Here is a 19,439-nt window from a genome sequence, read left to right on the forward strand (position 1 = left end):
AGGGGCGGGAGGTCTCTTACAGGCCGAACAGCATGCGGCCCGGGTTTTCCAGCTGGTTCTTGATGTCCACCAGGAACTGCACCGAGTCCTTGCCGTCGATGATGCGGTGATCGTAGGACAGCGCCAGGTACATCATCGGCGCGATCACGACCTGGCCGTTCTGGGCGATCGGGCGCTCCTTGATGGCATGCATGCCGAGGATGGCGCTCTGCGGCGGGTTGATGATCGGGGTCGACAGCAGCGAACCGAAGGTGCCGCCGTTGGTCACGGTGAAGGTGCCGCCCTGCAGTTCTTCCAGGCTCAGCTTGCCGTCACGGGCCTTCTTGGCGTAGTCGGCGATGGTCTTTTCGATGTCGGCGAACGACATGCGCTCGACGTTGCGCAGCACCGGCGTGACCAGGCCCTTCTCGGTCGACACGGCGATCGAGATGTCCGAGTAGCCGTGGTAGATGATGTCTTCGCCGTCGATCGAGGCATTGACCAGCGGGAAGCGCTGCAGCGCGTTGGCGGCAGCCTTCACGAAGAAGCTCATGAAGCCGAGCTTGATGCCGTGTGCCTTGACGAACTCGTCCTGCAGTTCCTTGCGCGCCGCCGAGACCTTGGACAGGTCGACTTCGTTGAAGGTGGTAAGCATGGCGGTGGAGTTCTTCGACTCCATCAGGCGCTCGGCGATGCGCTTGCGGATGCGGGTCATCGGCACGCGTTCTTCCGGACGTGCGCCACCGGCCTTGCCGGCACCGCCGTTGCGGGCGAAGTTGACGATGTCTTCCTTGGTGACGGCGCCACGACGGCCGGTGCCATCGACGTCGGCCGGATTCACGCCTTCGGTGATGGCGCTGAAACGGGCGCCCGGCGGCAGTGCATCGGCAGCCGACTTGGCAGCCGGGGCCGGAGCAGCGGCGGCGGCCGGAGCAGCAGCGGCCGGAGCGGCCTCGGCCTTCTTCTCTTCGGCAGCCGGAGCCGGGGCAGCGGCCACGGCGCCTTCTTCGATGATCGCCACGACCTGGCTGGAGGTCACGGTCGCGCCTTCGGCGAACTTGATTTCCTTGATCACGCCATCGACCGGCGACGGCACTTCCAGGACGACCTTGTCGGTTTCCAGGTCAAGCAGGTTTTCGTCGCGCTTGACGGCGTCGCCCACCTTCTTGTGCCAGGTGGCGATGGTGCCGTCGGCGACGGATTCGGGCAGTACCGGGGCTTTGACTTCGGTGGCCATGCGGGAGCTTCCTGGTTTGTCTTCTAAATAGGGGGAGAGTTATTCAGCGAACGAGTCGTTGAACGGGTTGACCAGTGCATCGGCGACCAGCTGCTGCTGTTCGCGGACGTGGTCAGCCATGTGACCGGCAGCCGGCGAAGCCGAACGTGCGCGACCGGCGTAGTGCAGGCTCTGGCCATCGGCCAGGCAGAACTGCAGGTGGTGGCGGATCTGGTACCACGCCCCTTGGTTCTGCGGCTCTTCCTGCGTCCACACCACGTCGGTGGCCTTGCCGTACTTCTTCAGTTCGGCAGCCAGCAGCGCACGCGGGAACGGATACAGCTGCTCCACGCGGATGATCGCCACGTCGTCCTGGCCACGCTTGGTCTGGTCTTCCAGCAGGTCGTAGTAGACCTTGCCCGAGCACAGCACCACGCGCTTGACCTTCTTGGCATCTGCATTGGCATCGCCGATCAGGTGCTGGAATTCGCCATTGGCCAGCTCGTCCAGGGTCGACACGGCCAGCTTGTGGCGCAGCAGCGACTTCGGCGACATCACCACCAGCGGCTTGCGGGTGGTGAGGTGCTGCTGGCGACGCAGCATGTGGAAGGCCTGCGCCGGGGTCGACGGCACCACCACCAGCATGTTCTCCAGCGCGCACAGCTGCAGGAAGCGCTCCAGGCGCGCCGAGCTGTGTTCCGGACCCTGACCTTCATAACCGTGCGGCAGTAGCAGGGTCAGGCCGGAAATACGGCCCCACTTTGCTTCACCGGCGGCGATGAACTGATCGATCACCACCTGGGCGCCGTTGGCGAAGTCGCCGAACTGGCCTTCCCAGATGCACAGGGTGTTCGGATCGGTGGTCGAGAAACCGTACTCATAGGCCATCACGGCTTCTTCGCTGAGCAGCGAATCGATGATGGTGGCCTTCTCCGGCGAATCCACCAGCTGCCGCAGCGGCAGGTAGTAGTTGTCGGTCTTCTGGTCGTGCAGGATCGCGTGGCGGTGGGTGAACGTACCGCGGCCGACGTCCTGGCCGACCAGGCGCAGGGCACTGCCTTCATCCAGCAGGGTGGCGTAGGCCAGGTTCTCGGCAAAGCCCCAGTCGCCCGGGATCTCGCCGGCAGCCATCTTGCGGCGGTCGTCGTACACCTTGGACACGCGCGAGTGCAGCTGCACTTCTTCGGGCACGGTGTTGATCAGCTTGGCCAGCGCGAGCAGCTTGTCCTTGTCGACCTTCGTCGACACCGGGTCGGACAGCTTGCCTTCCAGCAGCTTCGGCCAATCAACGAACAGCGGGCTGGTCGGCGGGGTCTTTTCGACCTTGGCCAGCTCGGTGGTCACTTCACCGGCATCGAGCTTCTCACGGTACGCATCGACCATCGCCTTGCCGGCGCCGGCGGCGATCACGCCCGCCTTTTCCAGCTGCTCGGCGTACATCTCGCGGGTGGTGGCGTGCTTGCGGATCACCTGGTACATCAGCGGCTGGGTGATCGCCGGCTCGTCGGCCTCGTTGTGGCCCCAACGGCGGTAGCACATCAGGTCGATGACCACGTCCTTGGCGAACTTCTGGCGGAACTCGAAGGCCAGCTGCGCGGCGAATACCACCGCCTCCGGATCATCGCCGTTCACGTGCAGCACCGGTGCGGCGATCATCTTCGCCACGTCGGTGGCATAGCGCGTGGAGCGCGTATCCAGCGGATTGGAGGTGGTGAAGCCAACCTGGTTGTTGACCACGATGTGCACGGTGCCGCCGACGGCGAAGCCGCGGGCCTGCGACATCTGGAACAGCTCCATGACCACGCCCTGGCCGGAGAAGGCCGCGTCGCCGTGGATCAGGATCGGCATCACCTGCTTGCGCGCGGTGTCCTTGCGGCGTTCCTGGCGCGAACGCACGGAACCGGCAACCACCGGGTCGGCGATTTCCAGGTGCGACGGATTGAACGCCAGCGCCAGGTGGACCGGGCCACCTTCAGTGGCGACGTCGGCGGAGAAGCCCATGTGGTACTTCACGTCGCCGGCCGAGGCGTGCTCGTCGTGCTCGAACTTGCCTTCGAATTCGTCGAACAGCTTGCGCGGGTTCTTGCCGAGGGTGTTGACCAACACGTTCAGGCGGCCACGGTGGGCCATGCCCACCACCACGTCCTTGACGCCATCCTTGCCGGCGCTGCGGATGATGGTGTCCATCATCGGGATCAGCGAGTCGCCGCCTTCCAGCGAGAAGCGCTTCTGGCCGACGTACTTGGTGTGCAGGTAGCGCTCGAGGCCTTCGGCGGCGGTCAGGCGCTCCAGCGTACGGCGCTGGGTGTCAGCGTCCAGCTGGTAGTTGCCACCGGCCAGTTCCAGCTTCTTGTAGATCCACTGGCGCTGCTCGACCTCGGAGATGTGCATGAACTCCGCACCGATCGAACCGGTGTAGGTCGCCTTCAGGCGCGCCAGCAGGTCACGCAGCTTCATGCGCGGCTGACCGCCCACGCCGCCGGTGCTGAACTCGCTGTTGAGGTCAGCATCGGACAGGTTGTGGAAGGGCAGGCCCAGGTCCGGGGTGTTGACCGGAGCGGCCAGGCCCAGCGGGTCCAGGCGGGCGTCCAGATGACCACGCGAACGGTAGGCGGTGATCAGGCGACCGACATTGCGCTCGCGCTCATCGCCTGCACCGGTGCCGGTGCCTGCTTTCAGCGCATCCTTGGCCGCGTCCGCGATGTGGGAAATGACGGCCGAGTGCGGAATGTCGCCTGCTTCGCGGCCCTTGAAGCCGTCGAAGTAGGTTTTCCATTTGGGATCGACACTATCCGGGGAGACCAGGTACTGCTCGTACAGGTCCTCGACATAGGAGGCGTTGCCGCCGGCGAGTTGCGAAGATTGCGCAAACTGCTTCAGTTGATTGTCCACGATGGAGGGTGCTGATTCGCTTTGTGGGGTATGGCTTCAGAAGGACCCGGCACGAAGATGAATAGCCATGCACGGGCGCGTTCAAACGGCCAAATTGTACCCCCATCCGGACACGAAGGGGGCAGCGACGAGGGCATCGGGCGTCCCCCGGTGTCGGTCCCAGACAGGTTGAGCGCACCGGTCGCGGTCAGATGCCGAGTGCGCGCAATTCGCTGCATTCGCGCGAACGGTCCCAGACACGCTGCAATTGCTGCTCGAACGGCTGCGAACGTGCCGGCAGCGCGATTGCGGATTCGCCGTCGAGGCGATGACCGATGAGACGAAAGTAGAAGTCGCCTGCATCGTTGAGCAGGCAGGCCGAGGCCAGGGCGCGATCGATCGGATCGGCCACCTCGCGGAACTGGATCACACTGGGAAGGCGCTGGAACAGCGCCAGCAGCGGCGCACCGGCGCTGGCGATGGCGGCGGCGTCATGCACGATCACCCGCAACTGCTTGTCGTGGCGGGCGGTGACGAAGCGGCGCAGGGCCGCCTGCACCGGTGGCGCATCCAGCAGGCCGGGGTCCAGCTGCCGGCTGTGCAGCCACAGCCGGCGGCGTGCGCGGTGGATGATTGCCGTGGTGATCGCCACCGCTTCAGCGCGGCTGTCGATGGCGGAAACGGCTTGCAGCCGGCGGCGCATCTGCTGGTGGCCGATGCCGGCTTCTTCGAATTCCGGGCCTTCCGGCAGGAAGCCCAGGCGGGCGTAGAAGTCGCGCGCCGGCAGCTGTGCATGCAGGTGCAGCTCGGCCAGGCCGAGCTGGTGCCCGGCCTGTACCAACGCCTCAAGCAGGGCCTCGCCGACGCCGAGACCGCGATACGCAGCCAGCACCGCCATGCGGCCGATACGACCATCCGGCGCCAGCCGCCCGGTGCCGACCGGTTGCCCGTGGGCATCCAGCGCCAGCACGTGGGCGCAGACCGGGTCCAGGGCATCGCGCTCCAGGGCGGCGTCGATGCCCTGTTCCTGCACGAACACCCGCTGGCGCACGTCGTGGATGGCGACGTGGGCCTCGGCGTGGCGTACCTGCTGGACCCGGAGGGCAGTCATGGCTCAGCCGCGGCTGGGGTCGCTGTCGTCTTCGTCGTGGTCGTCGAAGTTGACGATCACTTCAATGCCGTCGTCATGTACGGTCACCAGATGGACGTCATCGGACATGGCGTCAGCGTCGATGACCTCGACCTGCTCGCGGCCCTCGATCACCTCACCCAGCACCTCTTCCTCCTCGTCGGCATACACCTCGTTCGGATCGATCAGCTGGAACACGCCGCCGACCAGCAGCTGCTGGAGTACTGCGCGGCCCTTGTCGGACAGGCCGCGGTAGGCGGCAGCATCGAGCTGCTCGGCACCTGCCAGGCGTTGTGCGTCCTTGATCGGCAGGGCGAAATCCTGGCCGCTGACATACAGGCTTGCGCCACGCTTGGCCCGGCGCCAGGCCAGTCGCGCCCACGGGTGACGCTGCAGCAGCAGGCCCGACAGCAGGGACTCAAGCACTTCTTCCTGCGGCGGCGCGGCCTGGTGGGCCATCACCTCGCCGGCCGCGCGGTAGGTGGTGATGAAGCGGCCGAACCAGTCGCCCAGCTTGTCCGGGTCGTTCATGCGGATGGCGTTGAGCGCGGTGATCACCCGCGCCATCGCCACGGTGTCGATTTCGTTCGGATCGGCCGGTGCCTTCAGGTCGGCATCCTGGTAGCGGATGTTCTCGTCGGCATCGGCGATCAACGTGTCCAGATAATCACTGATCAGCTCGGCCGAGGACGGCGCGCGCATGCCGAACGAGAAGGTCAGGCAGGGGTCTTCGGCGACGCCGTGATGCGGCACGTTCGGCGGCAGGTACAGCATGTCGCCCGGCGCCAGCACCCAGTCGTGGGTCGGCTTGAACACCTGCAGCAGCTTCAGTTCCACGTCGGGGCGGAAGCCCAGCGGCGGGCGCTTGCCCTTGATCGATTCACTGGCATCGATCTGCCAGCGGCGGTGGCCGTGGGCCTGCAGCAGGAATACGTCGTACTGGTCGACATGGGCGCCGACCGAGCCACCGGTGGCGGCGAAGCTGATCATCACATCGTCCATGCGCCAGCGCGGCAGGAAGCTGAAGTGTTCGATCAGGGCGCGCACGTCCTTGTCCCACTTGTCCACGTCCTGCACCAGCAGGGTCCAGTCGTGGTCGGGCAGGGCCGGGAAGATGTCTTCCTGGAACGGGCCGCTGCGCACGCGCCAGCTGTCCTGGGCCTTGTCGTGCTCGATCAGGCGGGCCAGCACGCCCTCTTCGCAGGCCAGGCCCGCCAGGTCTTCCGGCTGTACCGGGGTCTGGAAGTCGGGAAAGGCGTTGCGGATCAACAGCGGACGTTTCTGCCAGAAGTCGCGCAGGAACACGGCCGGGGACATGCCCAGCGGCTGGCCACGACGGGCGTGGACTTCGATCAGGGGGGAGGTGGACTTGCGGGCGGCCATGGGGGAGTTCCTTGCAGCGGAAAGCGGGAGGGGCGGCGTGGCGGGCCGCCAAGGCCTCCATTGTCCGACGTTCCTTGGGATTGCGCACGTGTGGTGGTTTGTCGCGGGGTTCCGGCCAACGGCTGAGCCCCTCGTGGCGGTCGGGTTCAAAGCAAAAGCCGCGCTTGGCCTGGCGGGTGGGCTGCGCGGGGGACGCTGCAAGTACGTCCTTGTAAGCTTGGCCGCCGCATCCATGCGGCGGACACCCCCGCGCAGCCCACCCGCCCGGCCCCTGACAGTTTCCTGCGTGGCCCGCCACGGAATGGAAGAAGAAAATCAAAGGCAAGAGCGGGTCGCGCGCTGCGCTTGCTCGTGCATCTGTAGAGACGAGCCCACGCTCGGCTTGCAGCTGGAACAAGCAGCCGAGCATGGGCTCGGCTCTACAAAGACCCCAAAACCCAAAACCAAAGAGGGACGCGGCGAAGCCGCGTCCCTCTTTCAAATTCCGTCCCGACAACCCAATGCTCTTCGATCCGTCACCGGGAATCTGTCAAAGGTGGGGCGGGTTGGGTTCGCGGGGGTGTCCGCGGCATGGATGCCGCGGCCAAGCCCCCAGGGACGGGTTTACGGCGTCCCCCGCGAACCCAACCCGCCCCGCCAAACACGGCAAAAACCCAGAGCCGCTTTTGACGTTGCAGTTGCCGTTGCCGTTGCCCTGGCAGTACAAGCCTGCCGCAGGCAGCGCACGCGGCCGCCGCCGCAAGGAAACCCCTTAAATCTTCTTCGCCAGCGACTCGGCCAGGCCGGTATAGCTGCCCGGGGTCATCTCCAGCAGACGCTGCTTGGCCTCGGCCGGCAGCTCCAGTCCCTGCACGAACGTGCGCATCGACTCGGCCGTGATGCCCTGGCCACGGGTCAGCGCCTTCAGCTGCTCGTACGGATTCGGCAGGCCATGGCGGCGCATCACCGTCTGCACGGCCTCGGCCAGCACTTCCCAGGCCGCATCCAGATCGGCGTCGAGGCGCTGCGGGTTCACTTCCAGCTTGCCCAGGCCCTTGGCCAGCGAATCCAGCGCCACCTGGCTGTGGCCGAATGCGGTGCCCAGCGCGCGCAGCACGGTGGAATCGGTCAGGTCGCGCTGCCAGCGGCTGATCGGCAGCTTCGCGCTGAAATGCTCGAACAGCGCGTTGGCGATGCCGAAGTTGCCTTCGGCGTTCTCGAAATCGATCGGGTTGACCTTGTGCGGCATCGTCGACGAACCGACTTCGCCTTCCTTCAGGCGCTGCTTGAAGTAGCCCAACGAGACGTAGCCCCAGATGTCGCGGGCCAGGTCGATCAGGATGATGTTGGCGCGACGGGCGGCATCACCGATTTCGGCGATGTTGTCGTGCGGCTCGATCTGCGTGGTGTACGGGTTGAACACCAGGCCCAGGCCGGTGACGAAGCGCTCGGCGAAAGCCGGCCAGTCCACGTCCGGGTAGCTGGCGACGTGTGCGTTGTAGTTGCCGACCGCGCCGTTGATCTTGCCGGTCAGTTCGACTGCGGCAATCTGCCGGCGCTGGCGCTCCAGGCGCGCGACCACGTTGGCCAGCTCCTTGCCCAGGGTGGTCGGCGAGGCGGTCTGGCCGTGGGTGCGCGACAGCATCGGCTGACCCGCCTGGGCGTGGGCCAGCGTGCGCAGTGCATCGGCGACGCCGTCCAGGGTCGGCAGCACCACTTCGCGACGGGCCTGTTCCAGCATCAGGCCGTAGCTGAGGTTGTTGATGTCTTCGCTGGTGCAGGCGAAATGCACGAACTCCAGCGCCGGTGCCAGCTCGGCGTCGTCCTTCAGCTGTTCCTTGATGAAGTACTCCACCGCCTTGACGTCGTGGTTGGTGGTGCGCTCGATCTCCTTCACGCGCGCGGCCTGGGCCGGGCTGAAGCCGCTGGCCAGCGCACGCAGGCGGGCGACGGCGGCGTCGGAGAACGCGGCCAGCTCGACGATGCCCGGCTCGGCGGCCAGGGCCAGCAGCCACTCCACTTCGACCGTGACACGGGCCTTGATCAGGCCGTACTCGGAGAAGATCGGGCGCAGGGCGTCGACCTTGCCGGCATAGCGGCCATCGAGCGGGGACAGGGCGAGCAGGGCGGATTCGGACATGTCGGCAGGGAAGGGCGAGCGGCGGGGGCCATATTCTACGACGTGCCGGTGAGGTAGTGCCGGCCGCTGGCCGGCAACCCATGGAATCGCGGGCCCCGCGTGGTTGCCGGCCAGCCGCCGGCACTACCGTGCACCGGACAAGGGAGTATCGTTGTCGCAGCCGCCAGCCCGGGAAGCGACACCCTGCCAGCCGCCGCTTCCCTTTCCCCAACCGAAGTAGTGCGGAGTTGATGCAATGAGCAAAGCTGCAAGCAAGAGCGCCCCCAAGGGTTTCCGGATCGAGCACGACAGCATGGGCGAGCTGCAGGTGCCTGCCGACGCCCTGTGGGGCGCGCAGACCCAGCGCGCTGTACAGAATTTCCCGGTGTCGGGCCAGCGCATGCCGCGTGGCTTCATCCGTGCACTGGGCCTGGTCAAGGGAGCCGCCGCCGGCGTCAACGCCGAGCTGGGGCATCTGCCGAAGACCGTGGCCAAGGCCATCCAGTCTGCCGCTGCTGAAGTGGCGGACGGCACGTGGGACGCGCAGTTCCCGATCGACGTCTACCAGACCGGCTCGGGCACTTCCTCGAACATGAATGCCAACGAGGTCATCGCCACGCTGGCCAACCGTGCCGGCAAGGCGGGCAAGACCACGGTGCACCCGAATGATCACGTCAACCAGGGGCAGAGCTCCAACGATGTGATCCCGACGGCGCTGCGCGTGTCGGCCGTGTTGGCCACTCACGAGCAGTTGCTGCCGGCGCTGGTGCACCTGCGCAGGACGCTGGACAAGAAGGGCCGCAGCCTGCGCAAGGTGGTCAAGACCGGCCGCACCCACCTGATGGACGCGATGCCGCTGACCTTCGAACAGGAATTCGGTGCGTGGTCGGCGCAGCTGGCCTCGGCACAGGAGCGCATCGAGGACAGCCTCAAGCGCGTGCGCCGCCTGCCGCTGGGCGGTACCGCCATCGGCACCGGCATCAATGCCGACCCGCGCTTTGGCGTGCAGGTGGCCAAGGCACTGAAGCAGCAGACCGGCTTCAAGTTCGACAGCGCCGAGAACAAGTTCGAAGGCCTGGCCGCGCAGGATGATGCGGTGGAACTGTCGGGCCAGCTCAATGCGCTGGCGGTGGCCCTGATCAAGATCGCCAACGACCTGCGCTGGATGAATGCCGGTCCGCTGGCGGGCCTGGGTGAGATCGAACTGCCGGCGCTGCAGCCGGGGTCCTCGATCATGCCGGGCAAGGTCAATCCGGTGATTCCGGAGGCGACGGTGATGGCCTGCGCACAGGTGATCGGCCACCACACGGCGATCACCGTGGCCGGCCAGACCGGCAACTTCCAGCTCAATGTGACGCTGCCCTTGATCGCGGTGAACCTGCTTGATGGCATCGGCCTGTTGGCCAATGTGTCGACCCTGCTGGCCGACAGCGCCATTGCCGGGCTGAAGGTGCGCGAAGACCGTGTGGCCGAAGCGCTGGCACGCAATCCGATCCTGGTGACCGCGCTGAACCCGATCATCGGCTACGAGAAAGCCGCAGCGATCGCCAAGCGTGCCTACAAGGAACAGCGCCCGGTGCTGGACGTGGCGCTGGAAGACAGTGGCCTGGCCGAATCGGAGCTGCGCCGGCTGCTGGATCCGGCCGCGTTGACCGCCGGTGGCATCCAGGCCGGTGGCGGTGGTGCCGGCGGCTGATCTGGAATCTGCACTCTGTAGAGCCGAGCCTATGCTCGGCTCTACAAACGGAAACGCCGCCCGGGAGGGCGGCGTTCTCGTTTCAACGACGGTCGGCGACGATGTTGCCGAAGGTCTCGGTGTAATCCTTGAACTCGGGAATGGTCTGCACCAGGTCCGGCGGAATCACCTGCATGCCTTCCGGTGGCACGATCTTCACCGGCTGCATGTTGGGGTCGGCCGGTGCAGCCACCAGCGTGTTCTGGCGCAGCACCTGCAGCGTGCCGAACATCGTCTGCAGCATCTGCTTCTGCTCGGCGTTGAGCGGAATCAGGATCTCGTCGATCTTCATCTGCCCGTCGGGCAGGATGATGATGTTCGGCGCCGGCTGGCGACGCACGGTCACGATGCTTTCGCTGACCGAGATCTTCGGTTTGCCGCGCTCGGCGCGGTGGTTGCGGTAATCCTGGTCACAGCCGACCAGGCCCAGGCAGAGCAGGGCGGCCAGCAGCAGAAACAGCTTTTTCATGGCGGTTCAATGAAGTGCATCCGGGGCCGCCATTGTAAGCCCGCCGGGGCGCAGCGGCCGGCAACGCCTGCGCGCTGCCGGCCGGGTGCGCTGATGTGTCACAGGGTCAGCGGTTGACGACGGTGTCCTTGCCGCAGTCGTCCACATCACTCTGGTCCATCGTGGCGTAGGGCTTGAACGCTGGCAGCGAGGCAGCCAGGGCCTGCTGGCTGGCCAGCATGGCCGGCATGCGGTCGCAGATGCGCTTGGCCTGCGCCTCGATCTTGGCGGCCTCGGCGTTGATCCGCTTCTCGATGCCTTCGCTGTCGCCGCTGAAGATGCCCTTCAGTGCTTCACCGGCAGCGTTGGCACCGAGCTTGGCGCCGGCCAGACCGATATTCATGCCATCCATCGCCACCGCCACCACGTGGCCGCGGTAATCGAGCAGCTGGCGGCGCTGGCCATCGTCCAGCGTTACCTGCTTGCCGCCGATCAGCAGCTGTCCCTGCGGGGTGATCTCCGCGCGCGGCTGGTTGTCGGCGGAGATCTTGATGTTGCCTTCAGCAATTTCCTTGCGGGCATCGTCCATCGCTTCCTTGACGGTCTGGCCGACGCCACCGGAGGTCTCGGCCACCGCCTTGCCGGCGGTCTTGTCGGGGCTGGAGGTGCCGCCACAGGCGATCAGCGGCAGGCACAGCAGGGCAGCAGGCAGCAGGCGCAGCAGGTTCATGGCATTCCCCTCGAATCGGATGGTTGGGCGTTACTTGCCGCGCGGCAGGGTGACGGTGCCGGTCACACTGCGATGCTGGACGTCGCCGCTGCCGCTGTGCTCGACGGTGAGATTGCCGCGCACGCCATCGACATCGATATCACCCGAGCCGTGGCTGCGTACACGGACATTGCCGCCGACCTGCTCGATCTCGACATTGCCGGAGCCGACCACGCCGACCTCGACGTTGCCCTGCACCTGCTTGAAGCCGATGTCGCCGGAGCCGACGGTATCCAGCCGCGCGTTGCCACGCACGTCGGTCACCTTCAGATCACCGGAGCCGACGGTGCCGACGCTGGCATCACCGCCGATGTTGCGGGCGTTGACGTCGCCCGAACCCAGCGAGAGCAGGTTGAACGATGCGGCGCCATCAACGTCCAGGTCGCCCGAGCCCACGGCGGCATGCACGCTGCCACGGGTGCCGCGGGCGATGCCATCACCGGAGCCCACGTCCATGCTCAGCGACTGCGCGTTCTCGATGCTGCCATCGCCGGAACCGATCTTGAACTGCAGCGGCAGGTTGTCCGGCACGCTGCCACGGATGTCCAGCCAGGCATAGCTGTTGCCCATCGACAGCGAGCCGCGGCTGTCGCGGCGCAGGCTTACCACCAGCTTGTCGCCCACGCGCCGCTGGTCCAGTACCAGCTGTTCCAGCCAGTCCTTGTTGGACGCGCAGGCGCGGCCCTCGAGCTGGCCGCCGCCAGCGCTGGCGACCACCTTCAGGTCATGCTGGTTGATCTCGAACACCACCGCCTTGGCGCCGGCCGTGTCGATCTTCAGCGCGCGTGGCGCGGAGAACTTGCAGTTCGGTGCATCGGCGGCCAGCGCCGACAAGGGCAACAGCAACAGCGCACTACAGGCAATCAAGGAACGCATGGGTGGTGCCTCCAGGTTGAAGATCAGATTTCGCCAGCGCGCTTGCGCAGGCGGATGGCGATGAAGATGAAGACCACGCCGAAGGCCGCGCCGATCCACAGGCCGGGCATTGCCAGCGACTTCAGCTGCGCGGCGGGCGACATCAGGGCAACGATCGAGTTCAGATCCTGCCTGGATTCGCCGCCGGCGCGGTACAGCAGGTCCATCCCCGGCATCGCACCCAGCAGCAGGCGGCCGACGATGTGCTGCCAGAACCAGCCGGTGGTCAGGTCGAACAGGTGCATCAGCTTGGTGGTGCTGACGATGATGCCGGCGAACAGCGGCAGCATGACCGCCCACAGGAACGGCTTGCTCTTGGCCCAGGCCGAGCACAGCAGCAGCCAGCCGGCGGTAGGCAGCGCCCACAGGGCGTACACCGGGATGGACACGAACATGCCCAGCACCAGGCTCATCGGGTTGGCCGGGCCGACGATCAGCTGCATCGCGTCGCCGCCGTGCGAGACCACTACCAGGCACAGCACCAGCATGAACACGAGCAGGGTCAGGCTGGACGCGATGATGGCGATCAGCGGTGCGACAATCAGTGCACTGAACACCTTGGACAGCACGGTCTGGGTGTCCGACAGCGGCAGCGATTTCCAGAACAGGATGCTGCGGTCGCGACGGTCGTCATACAGCGCGCCCAGGCAGTAGAAGAACACCACGAACGCGAGCACGATCAGCGGCCAGGACGAGGTCAGTACCATCGCCAGGTCGAGGCCGTTGCCCAGGTCGGCCATGTCCTTGGTGCTGATGTCGCGGGTCAGCACGGCCAGATCCAGGCCGTTGATGTTCACGTTCTCGCCGTCGATGTGCAGGCCGCCATCGCGCGCGGCACGATGCAGGGCGAACAGGCCCAGGCCGATGCCGATGCCGCTCATCAGCAGCGAGACGATGCCGGCGATCACCGGGGCGTACAGGAAACCACCGCGGTTTTCCCAGTATTCGCGCTTGAGCAGCCAGCGCAGGGTGCCTGCAGGGCTGACAGGATGGTTGACGGCATTCATGCGTAGGTCCCCTTCATGACAGCGACGAACAGATCGGCAAGGCCGGCGTTGCGGGTTTCACCCAGGCTGGCCAGCTGGCTGCGTGGCACGCCGTCGAACAACAGGACCGTCTTGCCGAAGGCCTGGCTGCGCTCGTCGATGGGCTTCAGTGCGCGGGCGGTTTCAAGCTGGTCGGCACCGACCAGCAGTTCGGTATAGCGCTCACCGACCTCGTCCATTTCCGCATTGAGCACGATGCGGCCGTCGCGGATGAACATTACGTCGGTGAGGATGTGCTCGATCTCCTCCACCTGGTGGGTGGTGACGATGATGGTCTTCTGCTCGTCGAAGTAGTCTTCCAGCAGGCGCTGGTAGAACTCCTTGCGGTACAGGATGTCCAGGCCGAGCGTGGGTTCGTCCAGCACCAGCACCTTGGCGTCGATGGCCATCACCAGAGCCAGGTGCAGCTGCACGATCATGCCCTTGGACAGTTCGCGCACGCGCTGCTTCGGCTGCAGCTTGGTGTTGGCCAGGAAACGTTCGCAACGGGCACGGTCGAAGCGGGGGTGCACGCCGGCGACGAAGTCGATCGCCTCACGCACCTTCAGCCAGCGCGGCAGCACGGCGACATCGGCGATGAAGCAGATGTCGTTCATCAGATCGTCGCGATGCGCGCGCGGGTCACGGCCAAGCACGCTCAGCTCGCCTTCCACCGAGGTCAGGCCGAGCACCGCCTTCAGCGCGGTGGTCTTGCCGGCACCATTGGGGCCGATCAGGCCGATGATGCGGCCTGCCGGAATGGAGAAGCTGGCGTTGTCGAGCGCGAGCGTGTTCTTGTAAGCCTTGCGAAGGCCACGGGCGGTAATGACAGCGTCGCTTGGCACAGCGGTAGTGGGACTGGCATTCATCAGAATTTCCCCTGGGGCAACAATTCGTCGAGACTCAGGCCCAGTCGCTGGATGCGTTCCAGAACGGCCGGCCATTCTTCATTGAGGAAGCGTTCGCGCTCGCTGCTGCGCAGCTGCGTGGCCGCCTGTTCGGTCATGAACATGCCCAGACCGCGGCGCTTCTCGACCAGGCCTTCATCGGCCAGCTCCTGGTAGGCGCGCGAAACGGTGATGGGGTTGAGCTGGTAATCGGCGGCCACCTGGCGCACCGAAGGAAGGGCATCGCCCGGCTTGAGGATTCCGTCAAGCATCATGGCGATCACGCGTTCCTTCAGCTGGCGGTAGATGGGAGCGCCGTCGCTCCACTGGATGTCGCTCATATTCAGCTCCGTGGGGTCAGCGGCTGTGCGAACGAGAAATACGGCATGGACAGGGAGCTGTGCAGCCGACGCGGGGGGGAGGGGGAGGGAGCGGCATTCCCTGCCGGGGGTACTGCTGCGTCCTGCGTACTGTCTTCGGAGAGGGCGGGGGAGGAAGCGGCCGGTGGGGCCGGCATGGCCAGCCAGACCAGGACGAACAGGGTTGATACCGCGGTGACCGCGGGGGCGGTGAGGCTGCGACGCATCCGGGTGTTCATGGTTCCCCCTGTCTCAGGTGACTGGTGTTGTATGCAACTATAACACCGGCACGCCTGTGTGCAAGTCCTGCCCCTACCCAACTGATGGCAGGGGTGGTCATGGCACCGAAATAATTATTCAACCAGTTGATTTACATTGGGAAAACTAGATTTCGGAGGGCCGTTTTTGGCCAGTCTCCCATTCAGCCATGTCCATGCTATGTCATCAGCTGAGGGCTGAGGAGCACTGCCAATGACTTCCGCCACGCCGTGCAAAGCGCAACAGCGCCTGTGCTCCAGAGGGGGCAGACCCCGGTGCTATAGTTCGGCCGATTCCCGGCCGGCCACGGCCGGACCCCTGGAACGGCTACCGCGGAACGTCTCCCATGCCCTTGTCGACTGCCTCCTCGCGCCGCCTTCGCGGCCTGTCCCTGTTGACCCTGCTGGCCGCAGGCCTGGCCACGTCGGCCGGCGCGTTTGCCGCCGATCTGCTGGATCTGTCGTATCGGCCGCTGGCGGGCAAGCAGCAGGTCAACCTGCAGCAGCGTTACCACGGCCAGGTGCTGCTGGTGGTCAATACGGCAAGCAAGTGCGGCTATACCCCACAGTACGAAGGTCTGGAAGCGCTGCAGAAGCAGTACGCCGGCAAGGGATTTGCAGTGCTCGGCTTCCCGTCCAACGATTTCAAGGGGCAGGAGCCCGGTGACGAAAAGCAGATCCAGGATTTCTGCACGCTTACTTATGGTGTGAAGTTCCCGATGTTCGAAAAGGTGCACGTGACCGGCGCGCAGGCTACGCCGCTGTATCAGCGCTTGACCGCCGCCACCGGCGTGGCGCCCGCCTGGAATTTCCACAAGTATCTGGTCGGGCGCGATGGCAGGGTCATTGCCCAGTTCGCCAGCAAGGTCACCCCGGATGATCCGCAGCTGAAAGCGGCCATCGACAAGGCGCTTGCAGCACCAGCTGCACATTGAATGCCGGCATGGATGCCTCGACATCGACGGCATGCGTGCGACAATACGTGTTTTCGCGCCGACGTCGGCGTCCAGTCACTTCCAGGAATGCAGCGAATGAAAATGGGAATGCGCGGCGCCGCGGCGTCGGTTCTGATTCTGGCGATGGGCACCTCCGGTGTCGCCCTGTCGCAACAACCGGCCGCTCCCTCGGCCGCCAAGGAGACCGCACCCTTGAATTCCCCCAAGCAGAAGCTCGGCTACGCCATTGGTCTGGATGTGGCCAAGTCGTTCGCGCCGATCGCCGATGAAATCGATGCGGCCGCACTGCGCACTGCCGTTGAACGTTCCTTCGAAGGCCTGCAGCCGCAGATCACCCAGGAACAGGCCAAGGCCACCGATGCCGCCCTGCGCCAGGTCGTGATGGCCCGCAGCGGCCAGCAGGTGCCGGGCGTTGCGCCGGGCTCGCAGCCGGCGAAGGTCGACCGGGTCAAGGTCGCGCAGATGATCGGCTCCTATTCGGTCGGGCCGTCGCTGGCACAGCTGAAGGACGATATCGATACCGCCTCGCTGTTTGACGCGATCAACACTGGCCTGAGCAAGGGCCAGCCGAAGATGACCGAAGCCGACGCCACTGCCACCATCCAGGCGTTCATGGGCGCCAAGCAGGCCGAGATGCAGGCCAAGGCCGCACAGGCCGCTCAGACCAACCGTCAGGAAGGCAATGCGTTCCTGGCCAAGAACAAGACCCAGCCGGGCGTGGTGACCACCCCGTCGGGCCTGCAGTACCAGGTGATCCGTCCGGGCAGCGGCGAGCGTCCGTTGCCGTCCAGCAAGGTGCGCGTGAACTACGAAGGCAAGCTGCTCAACGGCACCGTGTTCGACAGTTCCGCGGGCCGTGGTCCGGCCGAGTTCGGTCTGGACCAGGTCATCAAGGGCTGGACCGAGGGCGTGGCCCTGATGCCGGTCGGCTCGAAGTACCGCTTCTGGATTCCGGGTGAACTGGCATACGGCGAGAACGGCACCCCGGGTGGTCCGATCGGTCCGAACGCCACCCTGACCTTCGACGTCGAGCTGCTGGGCGTTCTGCCGTAAGCCACCACGGAGTCAGTACGGATATGCGCGTTGCGATTTTTGGTACCGGCTATGTAGGCCTGGTGACCGGCACCTGCCTGGCCGATGTCGGCCACCAGGTGGTCTGCGTCGATATCGACCAGGCCAAGGTGGATGGCCTCAACCGGGGCATCATCCCGATCTACGAGCCCGGCCTGGAGCCGATGGTGAAGGCCAACCACGCCGCGTCGCGGCTGGCGTTCACCACCGACGCGGCGACCGCCATCGGCCACGGCCAGGTGGTGTTCATCGCCGTGGGCACGCCGCCGGACGAGGATGGCAGCGCCGACCTGCAGTACGTGCTGGCCGTGGCCCGCACCATCGGCCGGTACATCTCGGTGCCGACCGTGGTGGTCAACAAGTCGACGGTGCCGGTGGGCACCGCCGACAAGGTCCGCGCGGCCATTGCCGAGGAACTGGCTGCGCGTGGCGCGGATATCGCCTTCGATGTGGTGTCCAATCCCGAATTCCTGAAGGAAGGCGACGCCGTTGCCGACTGCATGCGGCCTGACCGCATCATCATCGGTGCGACCAGCGCCGAGTCGGTCGCCGTGATGCGTCGCCTGTACGCACCGTTCAATCGCAACCACGATCGCGTGGTGGAGATGGACGTGCGTTCGGCCGAGCTGACCAAGTACGCTGCCAATGCAATGCTGGCGACCAAGATTTCGTTCATGAATGAAATCGCCAACATCGCCGAGCGCGTGGGCGCCGACGTCGAGCAGGTCCGCCAGGGCATCGGTTCGGACCCGCGCATCGGCTGGCACTTCATCTATCCGGGTGCGGGTTACGGCGGTTCGTGTTTCCCCAAGGATGTGCAGGCACTGGCCCGCACCGCGCAGCAGGCTGGCCTGGAGCCGAAGCTGCTGAACGCAGTGGAGGCGGTCAATGAATCGCAGAAGGGGCACCTGTTCGCCCTGATCCAGCGGCACTATGACAAGGGCGAAGACGAAGGCGTGCGCGGCAGGACGTTTGCCGTGTGGGGCCTGGCGTTCAAGCCGAACACCGACGACATGCGCGAGGCCTCCAGCCGCCGCCTGCTGGCCCAGTTGTGGGAAGCCGGTGCAACGGTGCGTGCCTACGATCCGGAGGCGATGCATGAATCGCAGCGGATCTTCGGCGAGCGCGACGATCTGGTGTTCTGTGACAGCGCCGACGACGCGCTGCAGGGCGCCGATGCATTGGTCGTGGTGACCGAGTGGAAGCAGTTCCGCAGCCCCGATTTCCAGATGCTGCGCGAGCGGCTGAAGGATGCGGTGGTGTTCGATGGCCGCAATCTGTACGAGCCGGCCGAAGTCGAGGCCGCTGGCCTTGCGTATTACGGCATAGGCCGGGGACGTTCGCTGCATGTCTGAAGTGCCGACCGAACGCGAGCAGGCGCTGGAAGCGCGCCTGGTCGAACTGGAGATGCGCGTGTCCTTCCAGGAACACGCGCTGGCCGAACTGAGCGATGCGCTGGCAGACGCGCGTATGGAAGGCAGCCGCAATGCCGGCATCCTGCGCGTGCTGCTGGAGGACCTGGGCAAGGTCCGCAATGCATTGAATTCTTCTGATCCGGCGAGCGAACCGCCGCCGCCGCACTACTGATCCATATCCTATGAGCGATACCCTCCGCGACCAGCTGATGGGCCTGGGCTTCAAGCCCGCGCCCAAGCCCGAGCGCAAGAATGATGGCCCCCGCCGTGATGGCCGCCCGCAGGGCAAGGGTGGCGCTGGCAATGGAAAGCCGCAGCACGCAGGCAAGGGCGAACACAAGCCTGGCGAGCGGCGGGCGCATGGCAGTGGCGGCCCGGGCAAGCCCGGCCAGCAGCGTGGCCAAGGCCACGCGCAGGGGCCGCGCAAGCCGCGTACCGCTGAGGAAATGGATCTGGCCAAGGCCTACGCGATCCGTGCGCAGCGCGAAAAGGAAGAGCGCATCGAGACCGAGCGCCTGAAGCAGGAAGAAGCACGCCAGCGCCGCGAGGCCAAGGTGAAGCTGGAAGAACTGCTGAAGGACAAGAGCCTGAATGCCGAAGCGGCTGATATCGCGCGCCACTTCCCGTACGGCGGCAAGATCAAGCGCATCTACGTCACCGCCGAGCAGCTCAAGGCACTCAACGCAGGCGAACTGGGCGTGGTCCAGCTCAACGGTCGCTACCTGCTGGTGACGGCCGAGGTTCTGGTCCAGTCTGAAGCGGTGTTTGCGGCGTCGGTGGCGTTGAAGGTCGACCCGAATGCGCCGGCCGAGGACGATCCCTACGCCGACCCGCAGTACCAGGTGCCAGACGACCTGGTCTGGTAAGCACCGGCATAAATTAAAGGGGGACGGAGGGGATTAAGTCGTTTATCGCACAAACGACGT

At 65.7% G+C, this 19,439-nt stretch carries 17 protein-coding genes; 6 read left to right on the forward strand and 11 right to left on the reverse strand.

Annotation, left to right across the window (positions count from 1 at the left end; genetic code table 11):
- Positions 1 to 16: 16 nt before the first annotated feature.
- The 5 genes from sucB to purB all read right to left on the reverse strand — a co-directional run bounded on the left by sucB (position 17) and on the right by purB (position 8,697).
- Complete coding sequence (gene sucB, locus AC27VL_RS06430) at positions 17 to 1,216, reverse strand: dihydrolipoyllysine-residue succinyltransferase (protein ID WP_089236140.1); 1,200 nt, start codon at positions 1,214 to 1,216, stop codon at positions 17 to 19.
- A gap of 39 nt (positions 1,217 to 1,255) precedes the next feature.
- The gene (locus tag AC27VL_RS06435; RefSeq protein ID WP_488765864.1) at positions 1,256 to 4,087 is read right to left on the reverse strand and encodes a 2-oxoglutarate dehydrogenase E1 component; all 2,832 of its coding nucleotides are present in this window, start codon (positions 4,085 to 4,087) and stop codon (positions 1,256 to 1,258) included.
- A 187-nt stretch (positions 4,088 to 4,274) separates the two neighbouring features.
- The gene (locus tag AC27VL_RS06440; protein WP_488765865.1) at positions 4,275 to 5,177 is read right to left on the reverse strand and encodes a GNAT family N-acetyltransferase; all 903 of its coding nucleotides are present in this window, start codon (positions 5,175 to 5,177) and stop codon (positions 4,275 to 4,277) included.
- Positions 5,178 to 5,180: 3 nt separating this feature from the next.
- A complete protein-coding gene (locus tag AC27VL_RS06445; RefSeq protein WP_488765866.1) occupies positions 5,181 to 6,578 on the reverse strand; it encodes a JmjC domain-containing protein in 1,398 nt (465 codons plus the stop codon).
- A 751-nt stretch (positions 6,579 to 7,329) separates the two neighbouring features.
- Positions 7,330 to 8,697 (reverse strand): adenylosuccinate lyase, encoded by a 1,368-nt coding sequence (gene purB / locus AC27VL_RS06450; protein ID WP_488765867.1) that lies wholly within the window; start codon positions 8,695 to 8,697, stop codon positions 7,330 to 7,332.
- A 235-nt stretch (positions 8,698 to 8,932) separates the two neighbouring features.
- On the opposite strand from purB, the gene AC27VL_RS06455 reads away from it, so the two are divergent.
- Positions 8,933 to 10,372: a class II fumarate hydratase gene (locus AC27VL_RS06455; protein ID WP_488765868.1), complete on the forward strand. Its 1,440-nt coding sequence runs from the start codon at positions 8,933 to 8,935 to the stop codon at positions 10,370 to 10,372.
- 82 nt (positions 10,373 to 10,454) lie between these two features.
- Here the strand turns inward: AC27VL_RS06455 and AC27VL_RS06460 are convergent, their stop codons facing one another.
- The 6 genes from AC27VL_RS06460 to AC27VL_RS06485 all read right to left on the reverse strand — a co-directional run bounded on the left by AC27VL_RS06460 (position 10,455) and on the right by AC27VL_RS06485 (position 14,796).
- Positions 10,455 to 10,880, reverse strand: coding sequence for a hypothetical protein (locus AC27VL_RS06460; protein ID WP_100552971.1), 426 nt, complete (start codon positions 10,878 to 10,880; stop codon positions 10,455 to 10,457).
- 106 nt (positions 10,881 to 10,986) lie between these two features.
- On the reverse strand, positions 10,987 to 11,589 hold the full coding sequence (locus AC27VL_RS06465; RefSeq protein WP_488765869.1) for a DUF2884 family protein: 603 nt from the start codon (positions 11,587 to 11,589) through the stop codon (positions 10,987 to 10,989).
- A gap of 30 nt (positions 11,590 to 11,619) precedes the next feature.
- Positions 11,620 to 12,504 (reverse strand): GIN domain-containing protein, encoded by an 885-nt coding sequence (locus AC27VL_RS06470; RefSeq protein ID WP_488765870.1) that lies wholly within the window; start codon positions 12,502 to 12,504, stop codon positions 11,620 to 11,622.
- Between the two features lie 23 nt (positions 12,505 to 12,527).
- A complete protein-coding gene (locus tag AC27VL_RS06475) occupies positions 12,528 to 13,550 on the reverse strand; it encodes a hypothetical protein (RefSeq protein WP_100552968.1) in 1,023 nt (340 codons plus the stop codon).
- Positions 13,547 to 14,437, reverse strand: coding sequence for an ABC transporter ATP-binding protein (locus tag AC27VL_RS06480; protein ID WP_089236130.1), 891 nt, complete (start codon positions 14,435 to 14,437; stop codon positions 13,547 to 13,549). The genes AC27VL_RS06475 and AC27VL_RS06480 overlap by 4 nt, the downstream gene beginning before the upstream one ends.
- Positions 14,437 to 14,796: a GntR family transcriptional regulator gene (locus AC27VL_RS06485; RefSeq protein ID WP_012511573.1), complete on the reverse strand. Its 360-nt coding sequence runs from the start codon at positions 14,794 to 14,796 to the stop codon at positions 14,437 to 14,439. Before AC27VL_RS06485 ends, AC27VL_RS06480 begins: the two co-directional genes overlap by 1 nt.
- Before the next feature lie 622 nt (positions 14,797 to 15,418).
- Between AC27VL_RS06485 and AC27VL_RS06490 the strand changes: the two genes are divergently transcribed.
- From AC27VL_RS06490 to AC27VL_RS06510, 5 genes are all read left to right on the forward strand, one after another.
- Complete coding sequence (locus tag AC27VL_RS06490; protein ID WP_100552965.1) at positions 15,419 to 16,006, forward strand: glutathione peroxidase; 588 nt, start codon at positions 15,419 to 15,421, stop codon at positions 16,004 to 16,006.
- Positions 16,007 to 16,102: 96 nt separating this feature from the next.
- Entirely contained in the window at positions 16,103 to 17,080 is a 978-nt protein-coding gene (locus AC27VL_RS06495) for an FKBP-type peptidyl-prolyl cis-trans isomerase (RefSeq protein WP_100552964.1), read from the forward strand.
- 23 nt (positions 17,081 to 17,103) lie between these two features.
- Positions 17,104 to 18,453, forward strand: coding sequence for a UDP-glucose dehydrogenase family protein (locus AC27VL_RS06500; RefSeq protein ID WP_100552963.1), 1,350 nt, complete (start codon positions 17,104 to 17,106; stop codon positions 18,451 to 18,453).
- Positions 18,446 to 18,685, forward strand: a complete 240-nt coding sequence (locus AC27VL_RS06505) for a SlyX family protein (protein WP_025876828.1) — start codon at positions 18,446 to 18,448, stop codon at positions 18,683 to 18,685. The genes AC27VL_RS06500 and AC27VL_RS06505 overlap by 8 nt, the downstream gene beginning before the upstream one ends.
- Before the next feature lie 10 nt (positions 18,686 to 18,695).
- A complete protein-coding gene (locus tag AC27VL_RS06510; RefSeq protein WP_488765871.1) occupies positions 18,696 to 19,379 on the forward strand; it encodes a DUF2058 domain-containing protein in 684 nt (227 codons plus the stop codon).
- Positions 19,380 to 19,439: the final 60 nt, after the last annotated feature.

Source organism: Stenotrophomonas sp. 14P6.2.3, from assembly GCF_057799055.1.